Raw genomic sequence first — 20,315 nt, 5'->3', positions numbered from 1 at the left:
GCCACGCCACTTTGGTCAGGCCTCCACCGGCACCTCGCCGGGGTGCTCGCCGCGTTCGTACACCACGTTGGCGCGGCCCACCAGCAAGGGGTCGGGCTGGGCCACGTGGCTCAGATCGCGGTTGGCGTAGGGCAGCTTGTGCAGCACATAGCGCATGGCGTTCAGGCGTGCGCGCTTCTTGCAATCGCTCTTGATCACGGTCCACGGCGCATCGGCCGTGTCGGTGTGGAAGAACATCGCCTCCTTGGCGCGCGTGTAGTCGTCCCACTTGTCGAGCGAGGCCAGGTCCACCGGCGAGAGTTTCCACTGCTTGAGCGGGTGCGTTTCGCGCTCCTTGAAGCGGCGGCGCTGCTCCTTGCGGCTCACCGAGAACCAGAACTTGATCAGGTGCATGCCCGAGCGCACCAGGTTGCGCTCGAACTCCGGCGCCTGGCGCATGAACTCCCGGTACTCCTCGGGCGAGCAGAAGCCCATCACGTGCTCCACCCCCGCGCGGTTGTACCAGCTGCGGTCGAACAGCACGATCTCGCCGGCCGTGGGCAGGTGCTGCACATAGCGCTGGAAGTACCACTGGCCCTTTTCGACTTCGCTGGGCTTTTCCAGCGCGACCACGCGGGCGCCCCGCGGGTTGAGGTGCTCCATGAAGCGCTTGATCGTGCCGCCCTTGCCGGCGGCGTCACGTCCCTCGAACAGGATCACCACCTTCTGGCCGGTCGCCTTGACCCAGGCCTGCAGCTTCAGCAGTTCCACCTGCAGGCGGTACTTCTGTTTCTCATAGCTCTTGCGGGCCATGAGGTTGCGGTAGGGGTAGGTCGAGGCATCGCGCCACGTGGGCGCCAGCTCTTCGTCGGGGTTGACGCGCGGGGCGTGGCGGTCAAGCCGCCCCTGCAGCGCGGCGCGCAGCACGGCCGCGTCGTCCGGCGAGGCCCCGTCCAGCAGCGCGTCGATCGCGCGGGCCAGTTCTTCCGGCGGGGTCTGCCGCACGATGTCGTCGAGCGCCGCCACCTGGGCGTACTGGCGGGCCTCGGTGGCCTCGCGGGCCACGGCGGCTTCGATGTGGTCGGGGCGGGTGCTGTGGATGACGTCACCTGCCACGGCGCGACGCGGGGTGCGCGCCGGCCGGGATGCGGCGCGCGGCGTGGTGCGTGTGGCGGCAGAGCGGGAAGAGGCAGGCTTGGCGGGTTTGTCCATGAGCGTGTGTCATCGTTCTGAAACAATCGAACGTACGCTCATGCGGGCCGGGCTGCAATGGCGTGCAGCCCGCATGTTCCCCTCGATCTGAGCCAGATCAAATCGGAGGCGTGACATCCGACCGGATGCCCTTTTTCGGGCATGTCGGCCGGATGCGTCGGGATCAGGCGGCCTGTGCCTTGGCCGTCACGGCCTTGCCGCTCTTGAGGCCCAGCTTGGCCATCAGCGCCTGATCCTTGTCGAACTCGGGGTTGCCGGTGGTCAGCAGCTTGTCGCCGTAGAAGATCGAATTGGCGCCGGCCAGGAAACACAGCGCCTGCACCGCTTCGCTCATCTGCTGGCGTCCGGCCGATAGGCGCACGCGGGCCGTGGGCATGGTGATGCGGGCCACGGCGATGGTGCGCACGAACTCCAGCGGGTCGAGCTGCGGCGTGTCGGCCAGTGGCGTGCCGGGCACCCGAACCAGGTCGTTGATCGGCACCGATTCGGGATAGGTGGGCAGGTTGGCCAGCTGGGCGATCAGGCCGGCGCGGCCCTCGCGCGTTTCACCCATGCCGACGATGCCGCCGCTGCACACCTTGATGCTGGCGTTGCGCACGTGGGCCAGCGTGTCCAGGCGGTCCTGCATGTCACGCGTGGTGATGATGTCGCCGTACAGCTCGGGTGCGGTGTCGAGGTTGTGGTTGTAGTAGTCCAGGCCGGCGTCCTTGAGGGCCTGTGCCTGGGTGTCGGTCAGCATGCCCAGCGTGCAGCAGGCTTCCAGGCCTTCTTCCTTGATCACGCCGATCAGCTCGGCCACTTTTTCGATGTCGCGGTCCTTCGGCGCACGCCAGGCTGCGCCCATGCAGAAACGGCTGGCGCCCGCGTCACGCGCGGCCACGACGGCCTCACGCACCTGCTCGGGCGACATCAGCTTGCTGGCTTCCACGCCCGTGTCGTAGCTGGCCGATTGCGGGCAGTAGCCACAGTCCTCGGGGCAGCCGCCCGTCTTGACCGACAGCAGCGTGGCATGTTCGATCTCGTTGGCGTCCCAGTGCTGGCGGTGCACCTGCTGGGCCTGCCACAGCAGGTCGTTGAAGGGCAGATTGAACAGCGCCAGCACCTTCGAGCGCGGCCAGCGGCCGTTGTCGAAGTTCGGGTCGGTGCAGTCGCCGCCACAGCCGTGGCTGTTGAGCACCGCCTTGCGGGGCACGATCTGAACGGGCTGGGCGGCCGGTTCGGACACGGGGGCGGCGGTGGAGGAGGTGGCGCACTGGGACATGGGGCGGGCCGCGCCGGTTCGCGGCAGGTGTGAACAGACAAAAGCAGCGGGGCCTTGTGGGCCCCAGGGCGAAGTTTAGTCTGCCTGACGCATCGGCGTTAAGCTCGGGCCATGCGATTCGAACACCTCATCGAAATCAACTCCCCCGATCCCGCGTACAGCGCCATGACGCTGAGCTTCACCCGGGCGCAGTTGTGGCTCGGGCTGATGCAGCGGGTCAAGGCGCCGCAGCGCTTTCCCAACGGGCCGGAGCAGTGCGACTGGGCCGAGTCCGAGCCTGGGCTCATCACCCGCACCCTGCGGTTCGGTCCGCACACCCTGAAAGACCAGGTTCGCGTGGCCGCCGAGGACAGCCTGGTGTTCACGCCCGAAGCCCATGGCGACACCGCCCCCATCCGCCTGACGATCTGCATCGAGGAGCCGCAGCCCCGCCAGATGGTGCTGCGCTTCGTCTACGAGGCGCTGGGCGCGCAGACAGACGAGGAAGCCTATTACAACGATTACCGGCACAGCGCCTGGCTGCACAACGACCGCGACATGGTGACCACCCTGCGCGAGTGGCTCGAAGGCGGCGAATTGCGCCCGCTGGACAGCTGAACCTGGCGCTTCAGCCCGGGCCGGTGTCCAGAACCGGCTCTGGCAAGGCCGGTGCCGGCCGGCCGTCCTGCGGCGTGGCCGCGGCCGCCCTGAGCGGCGGTATCCGGCCGGCCATGTCGTGCGCCCCCTGACCCAGGCCGCGCACGACGCACACCGCGGCCGGGCCGCAGGCCGCAAAGCGCGCCACATCCTGCGCCGTCAGCAGCCCGCCGATGGCGACCACCGGCGCGGGGCTGTGCGCCACCCACCAGCGCAGGTTGTGCTCGCCCTGGGGGCGCCACGGCATGTCCTTGGTGGTCGTGGGCATCACGGGGCCGCAGGCGATCAGGCTGGCGCCGCAGCCGGCCGCGCGGGCCAGTTCCCACAGGCTGTGCGAGCTCAGCCCCAGCATCACTCGGTCGCGCTCGGCCAGCAGCCGCTGCCGGTCGTCGAGGCTCAGGGCCAGCAGGTCTTCCTGCCCGAGGTGCAGCCCCAGGCGAAAACCCGGTTCGGCCGACACCCGCGGGGGCAGCGCCAAGGCATCCCGCCAGTGGTCGTTCACGAACAGCTGGGCGCCGTGCTGTGCGCAGTGGCTCAGGCTCTGAGCCAGGTGATGATCCAGGCCGTCACGGGGCTTGTGCCTGAGTTGCACCAGCCGCAGGCCCGCTGCCACCGCGTGGCCCAGCTCATCGCCGTCGGGCAGGATGCCGTAGAGCCCGTCGCAAGGGGCCCTGAATGGGGCAAACAACGGCGGGATGCGAAGCGCGTCGGCTGGCGCTGTTTCCGAGGTCGGTGCGCCGTGAAGCAACTGCCATGGCAACTCGTCGCCCAGCCCCAGCCAAGGCAGGCCGGCCCGGCCCGGTAAAGCAAAGCCGTCCCGGGCCTTCACGGGCCCGGCCCCGGCGCCCGCCGCATGGGCCCCGGCCAGGGCGTCGCGGGTCAGCATGTGGGCCAGCACCACGGCGTCGGCATCCACATGGCCCCGGGCCCACGCGCCCGCCACCCCGGTGGCAAAGGTGCAGCCGGTGCCATGGTGGTGAGGCGTGTCGATGCGCGGGGCGCACAGCCAGCCATGGGCCTGCGGGGTGGCCAGCCAGTCCACGCACCAGCTTGCGGAAGCCGGCCCCGTCGGGTGATGATGCGGGGCGTCGCCACCCGTGATGACCACGCTGCGCGCCCCCAGCGCCATGAGGTCGACCGCGAGCGCGGGCAGATCCTGACGCGGCGCGCCATGTCCGCCGGGACGCTTCAACAGCCTGCGGGCCTCGGCGCGGTTCGGCGTCACCACCGTGGCCCGTGGCAACAGCCACTGCCGGTACGCCTCCAGCACGGCTTCGGTGCTGAATGGCGTGCCACCCGCCGAAGCGCCCAGCACCGGGTCGATCACCAGGGCCAGATGCCGGTGCGGATCCAGGCCGGGTGGGGTGCTGGCGCGGAAGTGGTCGACCCAGCGCGCGACGATCTGCACTGCGGCCACGCTGCCCAGCAGGCCGGTCTTGATCACCCGTGGTGGCAGGTCGGTGGCCAGGGCGCTGAGTTGGGCCTGCAGTTGCTCGGGTGGAACCGGAAACAGGGCTTCGACGCCGCGCGAATGCTGTGCGGTCAGCACCGCCGCGATCGGGCACAGGTGCACGCCGAGCGCGTCGGCCGCGCGCTGGTCGGCGCTCAGGCCCGCACCCCCGGACGTGTCCAGGCCGGCGATGCTCCACACAACGGGGCGCGCCGGTGCGTCAGGCGCGGAGAGGGGCTGCGAAATGGTCATGCGCTTAGGGGGCGAAAGGTCACAGCAGCACGAAGGGCTGCCCACCCACCGGCGTGGTCGCGATGGCCACGTCGCTGGTGGGCATCAGTCCGGCAAGGTGGCCTGCGCGTCCGCCGGCCACAGCGTCGCGGAACGCGGCGGCCATGCGCACGGGGTCCTTGGATTGCGACACGGCCGAGTTCAGCAGCACGGCGTCGAAGCCCAGTTCCATCGCCGCCGCCGCATGCGACGGCGCGCCCAGCCCCGCGTCGACGATCAGCGTGAGGTCAGGCAGGCGGGCCCGCAGCGTGCGCAAGGCCCAGGGGTTGAGCAGGCCCAGGCCCGAGCCGATCGGGGCGGCCCAGGGCATCAGGATGCGGCAGCCTGCATCGACCAGGCGCTGGGCGCTGACCAGGTCGTCTGTGCAGTAAGGCAGCACCTCGAAGCCATCGGCGACCAGCTGGCGTGCCGCGGTCACCAGTTCGAACGGGTCGGGCTGCAGGGTCTGCTCGTCACCGACGACCTCGAGCTTGATCCAGTGCGTGTCCAGCAGCTCGCGCGCCATGTGGGCCAGTGTGATGGCCTCGCGCGCACTGCGGCATCCGGCGGTGTTGGGAAGCAGGTGCGCGCCGCGGGCCCGCGCCGTGTCGCGGATGATCTGCACGAAGCCGTTGTCGCCGCCGCCCGGCACGGCCAGCGTGCGCTTGAGCCCCAGCGTGAGCACCTGGCTGCCGGAGGCCTCGATGGCATCCTGCAAGGTCTGCGGGGAAGGGTAGCCGGCCGTGCCGAGCAAAAAGCGGCTGTGCAGCACCGTGTCGCCAATGCGCCAGGTGTCAGCCAGTGTGGAAGTGGGGGACACGTTCAGCCTCCGGTGATCGGGGAAAAGCACAGCACCGTGTCACCGTCGGACAGACGGTGCCCGGCGCGCGCGTGACGCGGCACGAAGTGGCCGTTGACGGCCGTGGCCACACTGACGGGGTCCTGCTCGGTGCCCGCCAGCAGGCGCGCCACGGCGTCTGCCAGGCTGCTGCCCGAAGGCAGTTGCAGCGGGCCCTGGTCGGTGTGGAGCGTGATATGGGTTGGGTCGCTCATGACACGAGCCTTTCGGGTCGGGGGCGGGACGCCGAAACCGCGGCGGGCGGGTGCGGTTCGTGGCCAGCGCTGGGCAGGGGGGGGCAGCCCAGCCGGCCCAGGGCCTCATCGACCACCGAGGGGGCCAGCAGCCAGCCATGCCGATACAGGCCGTTGAGCCGCACCAGCCCGTCGTTGACCACGACCTGCGGCCGGTTGTCGGGCAGGGCAGGGCGCAGGTTGGTGTCCAGCCGCAGGATGCGGGCCTCGGCCAGCGCGGGGATCACGCTGTGCGCCGCCGCCATCAGCTCCACAGCGGTGCGCAGCGACATGGGCGAGCGGTCTTCGGTTTCGAGCTCGCTGGCGCCGACCAGCACGCGCTGCCCCGACCGGGGGACGATGTAGACCCGATGACGCGGGTGCAGCAGGCGCACCGGCCGCTGCAGTTGCAGCCCCGGGGCGTGCAGCCACACCACCTCGCCCCGGACGCCCCGCACGGGCGCGTCGGGCCGCGCGCCCGTGCCCCGCACGTCGACGACCAGGTCGAAGCGGTGGTGGCTGCCATCGGCCAGCTGCAACGCGCCCGGTTGGGTGGCTGCCACATGCTGGCCCCAGTGCCATCGCACCGAGGGGGCCGTGTCGTGCAGCCCCTGCAGCATGGTCACGGTGTCCAGGTGCCCCTCTCCGGGCAGCAGCCAGGCGTGCAGCGGCCCGCCGCTGCCGTGCAGATCCGGCTCCAGCGTCGCCAGCTCGGCGGGTGACAGCGAGCGAGGGTGGGCCCAGGCGGGCTGACCCGGCATGGGCTGGTCCAGCCGGGCCAGCACCCGGCGGGCCGCGCCCAGGTCCGGCCCGTGCGCCACCATCAGGCTGCCCCGGCGCGCCATGGGTGGCTCGCCCGCCGTTCCGGCAACCAGTTCCGCCGCGATGGCCGCCCACCGCGGAATGCTGTGCCAGCCGCGGCCGGCCACGTCGGGTTCGGCGGCGTCCAGCTCGGCCAGCGGGCTCAGCATGCCGGCGGCCGTGAAGCCTGCAGCACCCTGGCCATCGTGCCGGGGCGCCGGGCCGGGGGCCGGATCGAACACGCTTACCGCATGCCCGAGCCGGCTCAGGTGCCAGGCGCACAACCGGCCCAGCAGGCCGGCGCCGGCCACGCCGATGCGGCAGGGCCGGTCAGAGGCGAAGTTCGACATCGTCTTGCCCCGCGTTCACTCAGGCCTGTGGCTTGATCGGGATGTAGAGTTCGCCGCCTACCTGCTTGAACTCTTCCGACTTGGCGGCCATGCCCTGGGCCAGCGCGTCGCTTTCACCCACGCCCTGCGCGGCGGCGAAATCGCGCACCTCCTGCGTGATCTTCATCGAGCAGAACTTCGGGCCGCACATCGAGCAGAAGTGCGCCACCTTGGCGGCGTCCTTGGGCAGCGTCTCGTCGTGGAAGTCGCGCGCCGTTTCCGGGTCCAGGCCGAGGTTGAACTGGTCCTGCCAGCGGAAGTCGAAGCGGGCTTGCGAGAGCGCGTCGTCGCGGGCGCGTGCGCCGGGGTGGCCCTTGGCGATGTCGGCCGCATGCGCCGCGATCTTGTAGGCGATCAGGCCTTGCTTGACGTCGTCGCGGTTCGGCAGCCCCAGGTGCTCCTTCGGCGTCACGTAGCAAAGCATGGCCGTGCCCATCCAGCCGATCATGGCCGCGCCAATTGCCGAGGCGATGTGGTCGTAGCCCGGCGCGATGTCGATGGTCAGCGGGCCCAGGGTGTAGAAGGGCGCCTCGTGGCAGTGCTTCAGCTGCTCGTCCATGTTGGCCTGGATCATGTGCATCGGCACGTGCCCCGGGCCCTCGATCATGGTCTGCACATCGTGCTTCCAGGCGATCTGCGTCAACTCGCCCAGCGTCTTCAGCTCGGCAAACTGGGCTTCGTCGTTCGCATCACTCAGTGAGCCAGGGCGCAGGCCGTCGCCCAGCGAGAAGGTCACGTCGTAGGCCTTCATGATCTCGCAGATCTCTTCGAAGTGCGTGAACAGGAAGTTCTCCTTGTGGTGCGCGATGCACCACTTGGCCAGGATCGAGCCGCCGCGCGACACGATGCCCGTGCGCCGCTTGGCCGTCATCGGGATGAAGGGCAGGCGCACGCCGGCGTGGATGGTGAAGTAGTCCACCCCCTGCTCGGCCTGCTCGATCAGCGTGTCGCGGAAGATGGCCCAGGTCAGGTCTTCGGCCACGCCGCCCACTTTCTCCAGCGCCTGGTAGATCGGCACGGTACCGATGGGCACGGGGCTGTTGCGCACAATCCAGTCGCGCGTGGTGTGGATGTGCTTGCCGGTGGACAGGTCCATCACGGTGTCGCCACCCCAGCGGATGGACCACACCATCTTCTCGACCTCCTCCTCGATCGACGAAGTCACGGCCGAGTTGCCGATGTTCGCGTTGATCTTGACCAGGAAGTTGCGGCCGATGGCCATCGGCTCCAGCTCGGTGTGGTTGATGTTGGCGGGGATCACCGCGCGGCCGCGCGCCACTTCGTCGCGCACGAACTCGGGCGTGATTTCGCGAGGGATCATCGCGCCCATCGGGTTGCCGCGCAGGCGGGCTTCCCGCTCGGCGTCCTGGCCGTACTTGCTGCGCCAGTCTTCGGCCTGGTCGAGGCGACGCTGGTTCTCGCGCAGCGCCACGAATTCCATCTCGGGCGTGATGATGCCTTTGCGCGCATAGTGCATCTGCGAGACGTTGGCGCCCGCCTTGGCACGGCGCGGCTGGCGCTGCAGGCCGGCGGCCGCCTGACGCAGGGCGGCCATGCGGTCGTCATGACGTTCGCCGTCCTTCAGGCCGTCGTCCACCGCCTGGATGGCGCGGCCCTCATAGGCTTCGGTGTCGCCCCGGGCCACGACGGCGGCCTCGCGCACGGGCGGCAGCCCCCGGGTCACGTCGATCTGCACGTTCGGGTCGGTGTAGGGGCCCGAGCAGTCGTACAGCGTGACGGTTTCACCGTTGGTCAGCGTGACCTCGCGCATCGGCACGCGCACGCCAGGGTGGCTGCCTTCCACGTACACCTTGCGGGACGCAGGCAGGGGCTCGCGCGTCAGCCGCGTGAGGTCGTTCAGGGCGTCGAGGGCAACAACGGGATCGGGGGCGTTCATGGGCGGCTCTCCAAAGCAGTGTGGTGACACGTGCTCCGAGGGCGCCCGAACGGGATCGCACGGAGGGGGACGCAGCGGGGGGCGAAACTTCAGTCAGGCGGCATGCGGCCTCAATCTGAAGCCGCACCCGCGCAGGTCGCCATGCGGCCCAGGCAGGACAGCTCTTCTTTCGCCGGTATGAACCGGATCAAGTTCAACGGGTTCGGTTATCCATCTCAGCACTGCGCGCGGATTTCACGCACAGCACACCCCGGAGCAAGGCGCAGTGTACTGCGATCCGGCGGTGGAGACCAGGGCCCTGCCGGTCAGCGGCGATGGGGGGTGTCCAGCACGGTGGACAGGGGCATGGCAGGCAGGCGATCACCATGTGCCACGGTACCCAGCAGTTGCGGGGGCGTGCGGTGGGCCGGCGTACGGACCGCGTGGGCCAGGTCGGTGCGGGCGGCGGCTTGAGCGGCGCCCTGGGCAGAGCGGGGCTCGCCTTCTTGTCCGACGAAGCTCAACGCGATTGCAAGGGGTGCAATGGCGAAAAGGGTTTTCATGACAGGGGTACTGCTGAACCTGAGTTTGTTTATTGACATCAAGTTTAGGCAGTGGGGGGCGAGGCCGCACCCCCCGGCACAGGGGGAACCCCTAGCGTGCAGGGGGCTTGTGCCAATGCACCGGTGCGCCGGCGCCTCGGTGATCCCGTGCGGGCAGCGGGGCGCTTCCCCCGCATTGCCCGCAGCCGCTGCCACACGAGGCACCCGACGCGCCTGTCGCCTCGCAGTCGGTGCTTTGCAGGCCACGCCCGGGGCGCCAGCGTGCGGGCCACCAACGGCGCAACAGCCATGCTGCCGCCACCAGACCGATCAGGCAGGCGATGACGTCTTGCAGCATGTTCGACCTTTGGTTGCTCTTCTGATCACAGCCACCACGATGCGACGTGGTACACGATGAAGCATGCCAGGTAAGCCAGCGTGAACAGGTAGCCCGCCAGCATCAGCGGCACCTTCCAGCCGTTGGTTTCGCGGCGAACCACCATCAGCGTCGGCAGGCATTGCGGCGCGTATACGTACCAAGTCAACAGCGACAGGGCCGTGGGCAGGCTCCACGTCTGGCTCAGCAGTTGCGCCAGCGCGCCCGACAACTCATCGCCACTCTGCGACAGGCTGTAAACCGTGCCCAGGGCTGCCACGGCCACCTCGCGCGCGGCCAGGCCGGGCACCAGTGCGATGCAGATCTGCCAGGTGAAGCCGATGGGGGCGAACACCACCTCGAGCGCGCGACCCATCATGCCGGCGATGCTGTACTGAATGGCCGGTCCCGTGGCGCCGTCCGGGGGCGCCGGGAAGTTCGACAGGAACCACAGCATCACCATCAGCGAAAGAATGGTTGTGCCCACGCGGCGCACGAAGGTGCTGCCCCGTTCCCACAGGCCGAGCAGCAGATCGCGCCAATGCGGCCAGTGGTAGTCGGGCAACTCCATCAGCAAAGGCTGGCTGTTGCCTTGCTTGAGGACGCGCTTGAGCACCAGGGCCACCACCATGGCCGACACAATGCCCGCCATGTACAGGCCGAAGAGCACCAGCCCTTGCAGATTGAACAGGCCGCCCACCGTGCGCGAGGGCACGAAGGCCGCGATCAGCAGCGCGTACACCGGCAACCGCGCCGAGCAGGTCATCAGGGGCGCGATCAGGATCGTGACCAGCCGGTCGCGCGGCTGCCCGATGGTGCGGGTGGCCATGATGCCAGGGATGGCGCAGGCGAAGCTCGACAGCAGCGGAATGAAAGCCCGGCCCGACAGCCCGACGCTGCCCATGATGCGGTCCAGCAGAAAGGCCGCGCGAGGCAGGTAGCCTGAATCCTCCAGCGCCAGGATGAAGGCAAACAGGATGATGATCTGGGGGAGGAAAACCAGCACGCTGCCTGCGCCGGCGATGACGCCATCGACCAGCAGGCTGCGCAGCATGCCGTCGGCCATGCGGGCCTGAACCTGTTCGCCGACCCAGCCGACGCCCGCGTCGATCAGGTCCATCGGGGCTGCCGCCCAGGTGAACACCGCCTGGAACACCAGGAACATCAGCGCGGCCAGGATCATCGGCCCCAGAATGGGGTGGAGGACGTAGCGGTCGAGCGTGGTCGTGAAGTGAGAGGCGTGCTCGGGGGCGTGCACGCAGGCCGCCAGAAGCTGGCCGACCCGCTGGTGCGTCTGTTCGACCGGGATTTCGGCCAGGCGCGCCACGGGGCGAGGCCCGTCGGGCGCCGGCAGATCGGCCCAGTCCAGCGCATCGAGCTGGGCCAGCAGGGCTTGTTCACCTCCTGCACGCACCGCAACGGCTTCGACCACCGGCATGCCCAGTTCGGCCTGAAGCCGGGCCGTGTCGATCCGGATGCCCCGTCGAGTGGCCTCGTCCATCATGTTGATGACGAGCACCATGGGCACGCCCAGCGTCTGCAACTCCAGCACCATGCGCAGGTTCAGTCGCAGGTTGGTCGCGTCCACGACGCACACCAGGCCCACGGGGGCGGATTCGTCGCGGCGTGTGCCGGCGATCACGTCCCGGGTGATGACTTCGTCCGGCGTGGCAGCCAGCAGACTGTAGGCGCCAGGCAAATCCAGCAAGCGCCAAGGCTGGCCCTTGGGCGAGATGAACTGGCCCTCCTTGCGCTCGACGGTCACGCCGGCATAGTTGCCGACCTTCTGGCGGGCGCCGGTGAGGCGGTTGAAGAGGGCGGTCTTGCCGCAATTCGGGTTGCCGACCAGGGCGATGAGCGGGGTCGAGGTCGCGGTAGGGGCCGCTGCCGCCATGAGGGGGACTCCTGCGTACTGCGCGTGTGAGGCGTTGGATGGGTGAGCCCGGGAAGGCTCAGGCGGGCACGACTTCGATCAGCGACGACTCCAGCCTGCGCATCGCGAAGGTGCTGGTGCCGACCCGCACAGCCAGCGGACCGCGGCCGGCAAAGACCCGGCGCAGCACCTGGACGCGCTCGCCCGGCACGAATCCCAGTTCCATCAGTCGGCGCTTGAGCGCGCCACCGTCATGGCGAGCACAGTGAATCTCGCGGATGGTGGCCAGCGTGCGCACGGGCAACTGGTCCAGGGTGACGGCCGGCCGCGCGTGGCGGCCGGGATGGAGAAGGTCTGCGGCGCTCATGATGCATTCTAGGTTCAAATGCGAACCATTCGCAATTCACGGGCCTTGATCCGGATCACGCCGCTCGGCCATCCCGCACGCGCAGATCGGGGGGGGGGGGGGCGTCGTTGCGCCGTGTTTCCACCCACCCGGTGGAGGGAAATTGCTCATCCAGCGCTTGCAGACCAATTTGCAGGTCCTTGATTTTGAAGGACTTTTTTTTGCGTTTGTGGGCTGAAAAACGCGCGTAAGTCTTTGATTTCATTGGCGTTTTTTTTGTTTCCTCCCTTGTTCCGGGGGTGTGGATCGGGTAAAGTGGGATGAAGTGCACTTTTGTGGGGTTTTGTGGTGAACGTGGTCTTTCAGGGGGCTTCAGCGTTGGCGCTGGACGCGAAGGGGCGGATGGCCGTCCCTGCGCGCCATCGCGACGCCCTGTCCGCCCTGTGCAGCGGCCAGCTCACCATCACCAAGAACCCCGATGGCTGTCTGATGGTCTTCCCGCGCCCCGCCTGGGAGGCCTTCCGTGACAAGGTCGCGGCCCTGCCCATGTCGGCGGCGGGCTGGAAGCGGATCTTTCTGGGCAACGCCATGGACGTCGAGGTCGACAGCGCCGCGCGCGTGCTGATCTCGCCCGAACTGCGCGCCGCTGCGGGCATCACCAAGGATGTGATGCTGCTGGGCATGGGCAGTCACTTCGAGCTGTGGGATGCGGCCCGTTACGCCGCGCACGAAGCCGAGGTCATGGCGCAGCCCATGCCCGATGCGCTGCAGGACTTCACCTTCTGACCGCCGCACGATGACCACGGGGAGCGCGACATGGACGCACCGCACCGTTCTGCTGCACGAAGCGGTGGAGGCGTTGTGGGACACCGCCACGGGCCCGGACCCGAATGGCGTGTACGTGGACGCCACCTTCGGTCGCGGCGGGCACTCGCGGCTGATCCTGTCCCGGTTGGGGCCGCAGGCGCGCCTGCTGGCGCTCGACCGCGACCCGGATGCGATCGCGCATGCCACCCAGGGCCCCGACGCCATCACCGACCCCCGTTTCACCATCGTGCACGCGCCGTTTTCGTCGTGGGCCGAGGTGGTGGCGCAGCAGGGCTTCGGGCCCGTCGCGGGCCTGCTGATGGACATCGGGGTGTCGTCGCCCCAGATCGACAACCCCGCGCGCGGGTTCAGCTTCCGCTTCGATGCGCCGCTGGACATGCGCATGGACACGACCCAGGGCGAGAGCGCCGCCGATTACCTGGCGCGCGCCTCGTTTGAGGAGCTGGCCGATGTCATCCGCACCTATGGAGAAGAACGGTTTGCTGGGCCCATTGCAAAGGCGCTTGTCGCGCGCCGCGAAGCGGGACAGCCTGTGCGCACCACCGGCGAGCTGCAGGCGGTCGTGGCTCGTGCGGTCAAGACCCGTGAGCCTGGGCAGGACCCCGCCACACGCACCTTCCAGGCTCTTCGGATTCACGTCAACCGAGAGCTGGGCGAACTGGAAGACGCTCTGGAGTCGAGCCTGAAGATGCTCGCGCCGGGCGGTCACCTGTCGGTCATCAGCTTCCACTCGCTCGAAGACCGCATCGTCAAGACCTTCATCGCCCGCCACAGCCGCGAGGAAGTGGACCGCCGCGTGCCCTTTGCCCAGCCGCGCCCGCTGCTGCTCGAGTCGCTGGGGCGCATCAAGCCGTCCGAGTCCGAGGTGGCCGACAACCCGCGTTCCCGCTCGGCGGTGTTGCGGGTGGCCCGTCGCACCGATGTGCCGTGGTCCCCGCAGCTGGTCGCCGCGGCCGACGCCCAGAAGGCGCCGGGCCGTACCGGCCGGGGCGCGTCGAAAGGGGGGCGTCGGTGATGGTGCGCCTCAATGTCGTTCTGGCCATCCTGCTGATGGCCAGTTGCGTTTGGCTGATCCGCTCCAGCAACGAGGCCCGTCGCCTGTTTGCTGACCTGGAGAAAGCCAAGGCGCAGGCGCACGAACTGCAGATCGATTACGAGCGCCTGCAGCTGGACAAGCGGGCCCAGGCCACCCCGCTGCGGGTGGAAAAGCTGGCGCGCGAGAAGCTGCGCATGTTCAACAACACGCCCGCCCTGACGCACTATGTGACCGCGTCGGGGGCGGCTTCGGCGTCCGCCTCGGCTGCGGAGGGCACGCCATGAGCCGCGTGGGATCGCTGCTGCGTCGCCTGGCGGGGCGCCCGCGCCGCCAAGGGGCGGCCGGCATGCCGACGGTGCGTTACGCGACCAGCCCTTTGCTGGCCTCGCGCACGCCGCCCTGGCGGGTCAAGTTCCTCATCGGGGCGATCGGGCTGGGCTTTGCCGTGCTCATCGGGCGGGCCGCGTGGATCCAGATCATCCACAACGATTTTTACCTGCAGCAAGGCGCGAGCCGTTACGAGCGCCGCATCGCGCTGCCCGCCAACCGCGGGCGCATCCTGGACCGCAATGGCGAGCTGCTGGCGTCCAGCGTGCCGGCGCCCTCGCTGTGGGCGATCCCCAAGGACATGAGCGCCTCGCCCGAGGACCTGCGCAAGCTGGGCAAGCTGATCGACATGAGTCCGGCCGATCTGAAGAAACGGCTCGGGTCGAGCCAGAACTTCGTCTGGTTGCGCCGGCAGGTGCCGGATGAGGTGGCGCAGAAGGTGGCCGCCCTCAAGATCAAGGGTGTGTACGAGCTGCGCGAATCGCGACGTCAGTACCCTGAAGGCGAGGCCGCTGCGCACATCATCGGCTTCACCAACATCGAGGACAAGGGGCAGGAAGGCATCGAGCTGGCCTACCAGTCCCAGCTGGCCGGTCGCGATGGCGCGCGCCATGTGATCAAGGACCGACTGGGCCGGGTGGTCGAGGCCGTGGGCGACCTCGTTCCCGCAGAGGACGGCCAGCCCGTCCAGCTGTCGATCGACGCCAAGATCCAGTTCTATGCCTATCAGCGTATCCGGGATGCGGTCGTCCAGCACAAGGCCAAGGCCGGCAGCGTGGTGGTGCTCGACGCCCTGACGGGCGAGATCCTGGCGCTGGCCAACGTGCCCAGCTACACCCCCGAAGACCGTCGCAACCTGACCGGCGCACAGCTGCGCAACCGAGCGCTCACCGACACCTTCGAGCCGGGCTCGACCATGAAGCCCTTGATCGCCGCGCTGGCCATCGAGTCGCGGCGGGTCCGCCCGGATACGGTCATCCAGACGGCGCCGGGCCGGTTGACCATCGACGGCTCAACCATCTCCGACTCGCACGCGCACGGAGATCTGACGGTGGCCCAGGTGATCCAGAAATCGAGCAACGTGGGCACGGCCAAGATGGCCCTGCAGATGCAGCCCCGCGAGATGTGGGAGATGTACACCGCCGTGGGTCTGGGCCAGAAGCCGCAGATCGGCTTCCCGGGTGTGGTCACGGGGCGGCTGCGTCCTTACAAGAGCTGGCGTCGCATCGAGCAGGTCACCATGAGCTACGGCTACGGTCTGTCGGCCAGCCTGTTCCAGCTGGCGCAGTCGTACACGATCTTTGCCACCGATGGCCAGCTTGTTCCGATGAGCCTGCTCAAGCGCGACACCGAACCCGCACCGGCGCGCAAGCTGGCCGAGCAGGGGGGGGCGCGGCCGACACTGGCTTTCAAGACGGCGTTCCGGCCTGGCGAGGACGACGCCACGGAAGAGCAAGCCCCCCGTACCGCCGGGGTCGATCCTGTTCCTGTGAAGGGCAAGCCGGTGATTTCGCCGGCAACGGCCCGGGCCGTTCGCGAGATGCTACAACTGGCCACCGGCCCGGGCGGCACGGCGCCCAAGGCCCAGACCATGGGCTACAGCGTGGGGGGCAAGACCGGTACTGCGCGCAAGCAGGAGGGCAAGGGCTATGCGGGCAACAAGTACCGTTCCTGGTTTGTCGGCATCGCACCCATCAGCAAGCCGCGCATCGTCGTGGCGGTGATGGTCGACGAGCCTGGCAACGGCGTGTACTACGGCGGCGAGGTGGCGGCGCCCGTGTTCAGCCAGGTCGTCCAGCAGACGCTGCACCGTCTGGGCGTGATGCCCGACCAGCACGTCGAGCCCCAGATCATTTCGGCGCAGCCGGCCGAACAGGAGAGCTTCTGATGGCCGCCCACGTGCATGCCCTTCACAGCACCGCAGACGCGCTGGCCTGGCTGCGCGAGCAGGGGGTGGGCGCGCTCACCGTCGACAGTCGCCAGGTGGGGGCGTTGGCCGGACAGGGCGTGGCTTTCATCGCCTGGCCCGGGGCCGCACGGGATGGTCGCAGCTTCGTGGCCCAGGCGCTGGCCGACGGTGCACGTGCCTGCCTGGTCGAAGCCGAGGGTGCCGAGCCCTTCGGCTTCGACGATGCACGGGTGGCGGCGGTGCCCGGACTCAAGGCCCGCAGCGCCGAGATCGCCCACGGCTTCTATGGCGAGCCCAGCGCACGCCTGCAGGTCGTGGCCGTCACGGGCACCAACGGCAAGACGTCGACCTCGTGGTGGACAGCCCAGGCGCTGGCTGCGCTCGGGCGCGGCTGCGGCGTGATCGGCACGCTGGGTGTCGGGCAGCCGGGCGGCGCCGGGTTCACGCCCACCGGGTTGACCACGCCCGATCCCGTCACCTTGCACGCGACCTTCCGGGCCTTCGCCGATGGGGGGCTGCAGGCCGCGGCCATCGAGGCCTCGTCCATCGGCATCGAAGAGCTGCGACTCCATGCCACCCACATCGCCGTGGCGCAGTTCACCAACTTTACGCAGGACCACCTCGATTACCACGGCAGCATGGCCGCGTACTGGCAGGCCAAGCGCGCCCTGTTCGACTGGCCCGGGCTGCAGGCCGCGGTCGTCAACCTCGACGACCCGATGGGCGCCGGGCTGTGCACCCATGCGCGCTCGCGCGGCCTGGCGGTGTGGTCGTATGGCGTGGACACCCCGGCGCGTCTGCAGGCCCAGCACGTCCGCCATGAGGCAGCCGGCATCGCATTCACGCTGGTGGAGCACACCGACAGCGGCCTGACCGAGCTCAGCCGCATCGATCTGCATGCGCCGGTGATCGGCCGCTTCAATGTGTCCAACCTGCTCGCCGTGGTGGGGGCGCTGCGCGCGCTCGGCGTGCCCCTGGCCGAGGCGGCGGCGGCCTGCCGCGGTCTACAGGCCGTTCCGGGCCGGATGGAACTGGTGGCCGTGCCGCCAGCGCTGGCCGCCCGCCTGCCGCTGGCCGTGGTCGACTACGCCCACACGCCGGATGCGCTGCAAAAGGCGCTGGAGGCGCTGCGTCCGGTGGCCGACGCCCGGGGCGGGCGTTTGTGGTGTGTGTTCGGCTGCGGCGGCAACCGCGACCCGATCAAGCGCCCGTTGATGGGAGGCATCGCCGATGCCCTGGCCGATCATGTGGTGCTCACGAGCGACAACCCGCGTCATGAAGACCCGCACGCCATCCTCGGCCAGGTGCGGGCTGGCGTGCAAGGGCGTGCGCGGATCGCCGTGGTGGCCGACCGCCGAGAAGCGATCGCCGAGGCGCTGGCCGATGCCGAGCCGCACGACGTCGTCCTGATCGCCGGGAAGGGCCATGAAGACTATCAGGAGGTCGCAGGCCTGCGTTCGCCGTTCTCCGACGTGGAAGAGGCCCGCGCCGCCCTCGCGCAACGGGCCGATCTGGTAGCCATGGGAGGCGCCGCATGACCTTCACCCCGATGATGACCCTCGGCCTGGCGCACGCGTTGCTGCCTGGCTCGGTCCTGCATGGCGATCCGGCCACGCCGCTGGGCCGCGTGCACACCGACACCCGCACGCTGCAGGCCGGCGACCTCTTCGTGGCCCTGCGCGGCGAACGCTTCGATGCCCATGATTTTCTGCCGCAGGTGGCCGCATCGGGGGCCGCAGCCGTACTGGCGCAGCGTGGCGTGGAGCCCTGCGGCCTGCCGGGCCTGATCGTGCCCGACACCCGGGCCGCGCTGGGCTGGCTCGCTGCCGGCTGGCGCGCGCGCTTCGATATCCCGCTGATCGGCGTGACGGGCAGCAATGGCAAGACCACCGTCACGCAGATGGTGGCCGCCATCCTGCGCGCCTGGATGCAGGACGTGGCCGGCACGCCCGACGCCGCGCTCGCCACACAGGGCAACTTCAACAACGACATCGGCGTGCCGCTGACGCTGTTGCGCCTGCGCGAAGGCGTGCACCGCTGTGCCGTGGTCGAACTGGGCATGAACCATCCGGGCGAGATCGCGCAGCTGAGTGCCATGGCCGCGCCCACGGTCGGGCTGGTCAACAATGCCCAGCGCGAGCACCAGGAGTTCATGCACACGGTCGAGGCCGTGGCGCGCGAGAACGGTGCCGTGCTGCAGTCGCTGTCACGTAGCGGGGTGGCCGTCTTCCCGGCGGACGATGCGCACACCCCCATCTGGCGCGAACTGGCCAACGGGTGCCACAAGCTCGAGTTCGCCACACACGATGCGGCGGCCGTCACGGGCCAGGCACAGTGGGTCAGCGACGACCATCCCCATTGGGCCCTGACCCTGCGCACCCCGCAGGGCGAGGCCGCGCTGGCCCTGCACATGGCCGGCGCCCACAACGTCCGCAACGCGCTGGCGGCCACCGCCGCGGCGCTGGGTGCGGGCGTGCCGCTGGCCGCCATCGTGGCCGGCCTCACCGCGTTCGAGCCCGTCAAGGGCCGCTCCCAGCTCAAGCGCGTGGCCTTTGCCGGGCGCACGCTCACGCTGGTGGACGACAGCTACAACGCCAACCCCGACTCCGTGCGCGCGGCCATCGACATGCTCGCCGGCCTGCCCGGCCCGCACTGGCTGGTGCTGGGCGACATGGGCGAGGTCGGCGACCAGGGGCCCGCCTTCCATGCGGAAGTGGGGGCCTATGCCCGCGAACGCGGCATCGACCATGTCTGGACAGCCGGCACGCTGTGCGCCCATGCGGCGCAGGCGGTCGGTGCGTCTGCCCGTCATTTCGCCAGCGCCGCCGACATCGTCGCCGCGCTGGCCAGTCCGCAGGCCGCGCCCGATGCGGCTTCCGTGCTCGTCAAAGGTTCTCGCTTCATGAAGATGGAACAAGTCGTCACCTGCCTGTCCGGAGGTGCGCATGCTGCTTAGTCTGGCCATGTGGCTGCAGGGTCTCAACCCGGATTGGGGCTTCCTGCGTGTCTTCCAGTACCTCACTTTCCGCGCCGTGATGGCCGCCATGACGGCACTGCTCATCGGTCTGGTGCTGGGTCCGCTCGTCATCCGCAAGCTCACCGAGCTCAAGATCGGCCAGCCCATCCGCGAGTACGGCGTGCAGGCCCATCTCGCCAAGCGGGGCACGCCCACAATGGGCGGCGCGCTCATCCTGCTGTCGCTGGGCATCTCGACCATGCTGTGGTTCGACTGGGCCAACCGCTTCGTCTGGATCGTGATGATCGTGACGCTGGGCTTCGGCGCCATCGGCTGGGTTGATGACTGGCGCAAGGTGGTCTTGAAAGACCCAGAAGGCATGCCTTCGGGCCAGAAGTACTTCTGGCAGTCCATCATCGGGCTGATCGCGGCGCTGTACCTCGCGTTCAACGTCTCCGAGGTCAACACGCTGCGGGTGATCCAGCTCTTCATCGACTGGGTGGCCTCCGGCTTCTCGGCCGACCTGCCGCCCAAGGCCGACCTGATCGTGCCCTTCTTCAAGACGGTCAGCTACCCGCTGGGCGTCTGGGGCTTCATCGTGCTGACCTACATCGTCATCGTGGGCACCAGCAACGCGGTGAACCTGACCGACGGCCTGGACGGCCTGGCCATCATGCCGGTGGTGATGGTGTCGGCGGCGCTCGGTATCTTTGCCTACGTGACCGGCAACGCCGTGTTCGCCAAGTACCTGCTGCTGCCGCACATTCCCGGCGCGGGCGAGCTGCTGATCTTCTGCGCCGCCATGTCGGGGGCGGGCCTGGCGTTTCTGTGGTTCAACGCCTATCCGGCCCAGGTCTTCATGGGTGATGTCGGCGCGTTGGCCCTCGGTGGCGCGCTGGGCACCATCGCCGTCATCGTGCGCCAGGAAATCGTGCTGGCCTTCATGGGCGGGGTGTTCGTGCTCGAGGCCCTGTCCGTCATGGTGCAGGTGAGCTACTTCAAATACACGAAGAAGAAGTACGGCGAAGGCCGGCGCATTCTGCTGATGGCGCCGCTGCACCACCACTTTGAAAAGTCGGGCTGGAAGGAGACGCAGGTCGTGGTCCGCTTCTGGATCATCACGATGCTGCTGTGCCTGCTGGGCCTGTCGTCGCTGAAGCTGCGCTGAACGAACACG

17 protein-coding genes, 1 pseudogene and 1 riboswitch are annotated in these 20,315 nt (G+C 69.1%); of the genes and pseudogenes, 8 read left to right on the top strand and 10 right to left on the bottom strand.

The genetic code is table 11. The annotated features are described in order from the left end of the window. Positions 1-15 precede the first annotated feature (15 nt). Together ppk2 and bioB are read right to left on the bottom strand one after the other, a co-directional pair. Entirely contained in the window at positions 16-1,191 is a 1,176-nt protein-coding gene (gene ppk2, locus QZ709_RS01655) for a polyphosphate kinase 2 (RefSeq protein ID WP_294635622.1), read from the bottom strand. Positions 1,192-1,354: 163 nt separating this feature from the next. After that, positions 1,355-2,299: pseudogene (bioB, locus tag QZ709_RS01650) on the bottom strand (biotin synthase BioB); the annotation flags it as partial. 264 nt (positions 2,300-2,563) lie between these two features. Here bioB and QZ709_RS01645 point away from each other — a divergent pair. Beyond that, a complete protein-coding gene (locus QZ709_RS01645) occupies positions 2,564-3,049 on the top strand; it encodes an AtaL-like protein (protein WP_294635620.1) in 486 nt (161 codons plus the stop codon). Positions 3,050-3,059: 10 nt separating this feature from the next. Here the strand turns inward: QZ709_RS01645 and QZ709_RS01640 are convergent, their stop codons facing one another. From QZ709_RS01640 to QZ709_RS01605, 8 genes are all read right to left on the bottom strand, one after another. Then, complete coding sequence (locus QZ709_RS01640; protein WP_294635619.1) at positions 3,060-4,790, bottom strand: bifunctional hydroxymethylpyrimidine kinase/phosphomethylpyrimidine kinase; 1,731 nt, start codon at positions 4,788-4,790, stop codon at positions 3,060-3,062. A gap of 19 nt (positions 4,791-4,809) precedes the next feature. Beyond that, a complete protein-coding gene (locus tag QZ709_RS01635; RefSeq protein WP_294635618.1) occupies positions 4,810-5,628 on the bottom strand; it encodes a thiazole synthase in 819 nt (272 codons plus the stop codon). Positions 5,629-5,630: 2 nt separating this feature from the next. Further along, complete coding sequence (locus QZ709_RS01630; protein ID WP_294635617.1) at positions 5,631-5,861, bottom strand: MoaD/ThiS family protein; 231 nt, start codon at positions 5,859-5,861, stop codon at positions 5,631-5,633. Next, on the bottom strand, positions 5,858-7,030 hold the full coding sequence (locus QZ709_RS01625) for an FAD-dependent oxidoreductase (protein ID WP_294635616.1): 1,173 nt from the start codon (positions 7,028-7,030) through the stop codon (positions 5,858-5,860). The genes QZ709_RS01630 and QZ709_RS01625 overlap by 4 nt, the downstream gene beginning before the upstream one ends. A 19-nt stretch (positions 7,031-7,049) precedes the next feature. Then, positions 7,050-8,966, bottom strand: a complete 1,917-nt coding sequence (thiC, locus tag QZ709_RS01620; RefSeq protein ID WP_294635615.1) for a phosphomethylpyrimidine synthase ThiC — start codon at positions 8,964-8,966, stop codon at positions 7,050-7,052. A gap of 147 nt (positions 8,967-9,113) precedes the next feature. Next, a riboswitch (TPP riboswitch) is annotated at positions 9,114-9,229 on the bottom strand. A 42-nt stretch (positions 9,230-9,271) separates the two neighbouring features. Then, positions 9,272-9,508 (bottom strand): hypothetical protein, encoded by a 237-nt coding sequence (locus QZ709_RS01615; protein ID WP_294635614.1) that lies wholly within the window; start codon positions 9,506-9,508, stop codon positions 9,272-9,274. Between the two features lie 362 nt (positions 9,509-9,870). Further along, complete coding sequence (gene feoB, locus QZ709_RS01610; protein WP_294635613.1) at positions 9,871-11,757, bottom strand: ferrous iron transport protein B; 1,887 nt, start codon at positions 11,755-11,757, stop codon at positions 9,871-9,873. Positions 11,758-11,815: 58 nt separating this feature from the next. Beyond that, positions 11,816-12,103: a FeoA family protein gene (locus QZ709_RS01605; RefSeq protein WP_294635612.1), complete on the bottom strand. Its 288-nt coding sequence runs from the start codon at positions 12,101-12,103 to the stop codon at positions 11,816-11,818. Between the two features lie 324 nt (positions 12,104-12,427). Here QZ709_RS01605 and mraZ point away from each other — a divergent pair, with 324 nt between their 5' ends. From mraZ to mraY, 7 genes are all read left to right on the top strand, one after another. Beyond that, entirely contained in the window at positions 12,428-12,868 is a 441-nt protein-coding gene (mraZ, locus tag QZ709_RS01600) for a division/cell wall cluster transcriptional repressor MraZ (RefSeq protein ID WP_294635704.1), read from the top strand. Positions 12,869-12,878: 10 nt separating this feature from the next. After that, positions 12,879-13,925 (top strand): 16S rRNA (cytosine(1402)-N(4))-methyltransferase RsmH, encoded by a 1,047-nt coding sequence (gene rsmH / locus QZ709_RS01595; RefSeq protein WP_294635611.1) that lies wholly within the window; start codon positions 12,879-12,881, stop codon positions 13,923-13,925. Next, the gene (ftsL, locus tag QZ709_RS01590; protein WP_294635610.1) at positions 13,925-14,230 is read left to right on the top strand and encodes a cell division protein FtsL; all 306 of its coding nucleotides are present in this window, start codon (positions 13,925-13,927) and stop codon (positions 14,228-14,230) included. Before rsmH ends, ftsL begins: the two co-directional genes overlap by 1 nt. A gap of 62 nt (positions 14,231-14,292) precedes the next feature. Continuing rightward, positions 14,293-16,161 carry a penicillin-binding protein 2 gene (locus QZ709_RS01585; RefSeq protein WP_294635703.1) on the top strand — a complete coding sequence of 623 codons (1,869 nt, stop codon included), beginning with the start codon at positions 14,293-14,295 and terminating at the stop codon, positions 16,159-16,161. Further along, positions 16,161-17,720 carry a UDP-N-acetylmuramoyl-L-alanyl-D-glutamate--2,6-diaminopimelate ligase gene (locus QZ709_RS01580; RefSeq protein WP_294635609.1) on the top strand — a complete coding sequence of 520 codons (1,560 nt, stop codon included), beginning with the start codon at positions 16,161-16,163 and terminating at the stop codon, positions 17,718-17,720. Before QZ709_RS01585 ends, QZ709_RS01580 begins: the two co-directional genes overlap by 1 nt. Further along, positions 17,717-19,138: a UDP-N-acetylmuramoyl-tripeptide--D-alanyl-D-alanine ligase gene (murF, locus tag QZ709_RS01575; protein ID WP_294635608.1), complete on the top strand. Its 1,422-nt coding sequence runs from the start codon at positions 17,717-17,719 to the stop codon at positions 19,136-19,138. Before QZ709_RS01580 ends, murF begins: the two co-directional genes overlap by 4 nt. Further along, positions 19,128-20,306: a phospho-N-acetylmuramoyl-pentapeptide-transferase gene (gene mraY / locus QZ709_RS01570; RefSeq protein WP_294635607.1), complete on the top strand. Its 1,179-nt coding sequence runs from the start codon at positions 19,128-19,130 to the stop codon at positions 20,304-20,306. Before murF ends, mraY begins: the two co-directional genes overlap by 11 nt. Positions 20,307-20,315: the final 9 nt, after the last annotated feature.

The organism is uncultured Aquabacterium sp., from assembly GCF_913773725.1.
GTDB lineage: Bacteria > Pseudomonadota > Gammaproteobacteria > Burkholderiales > Burkholderiaceae_C > Aquabacterium.
Note: the sequence above shows the minus strand (reverse complement) of the source record. Positions and strands in the feature narration are given on the sequence as shown.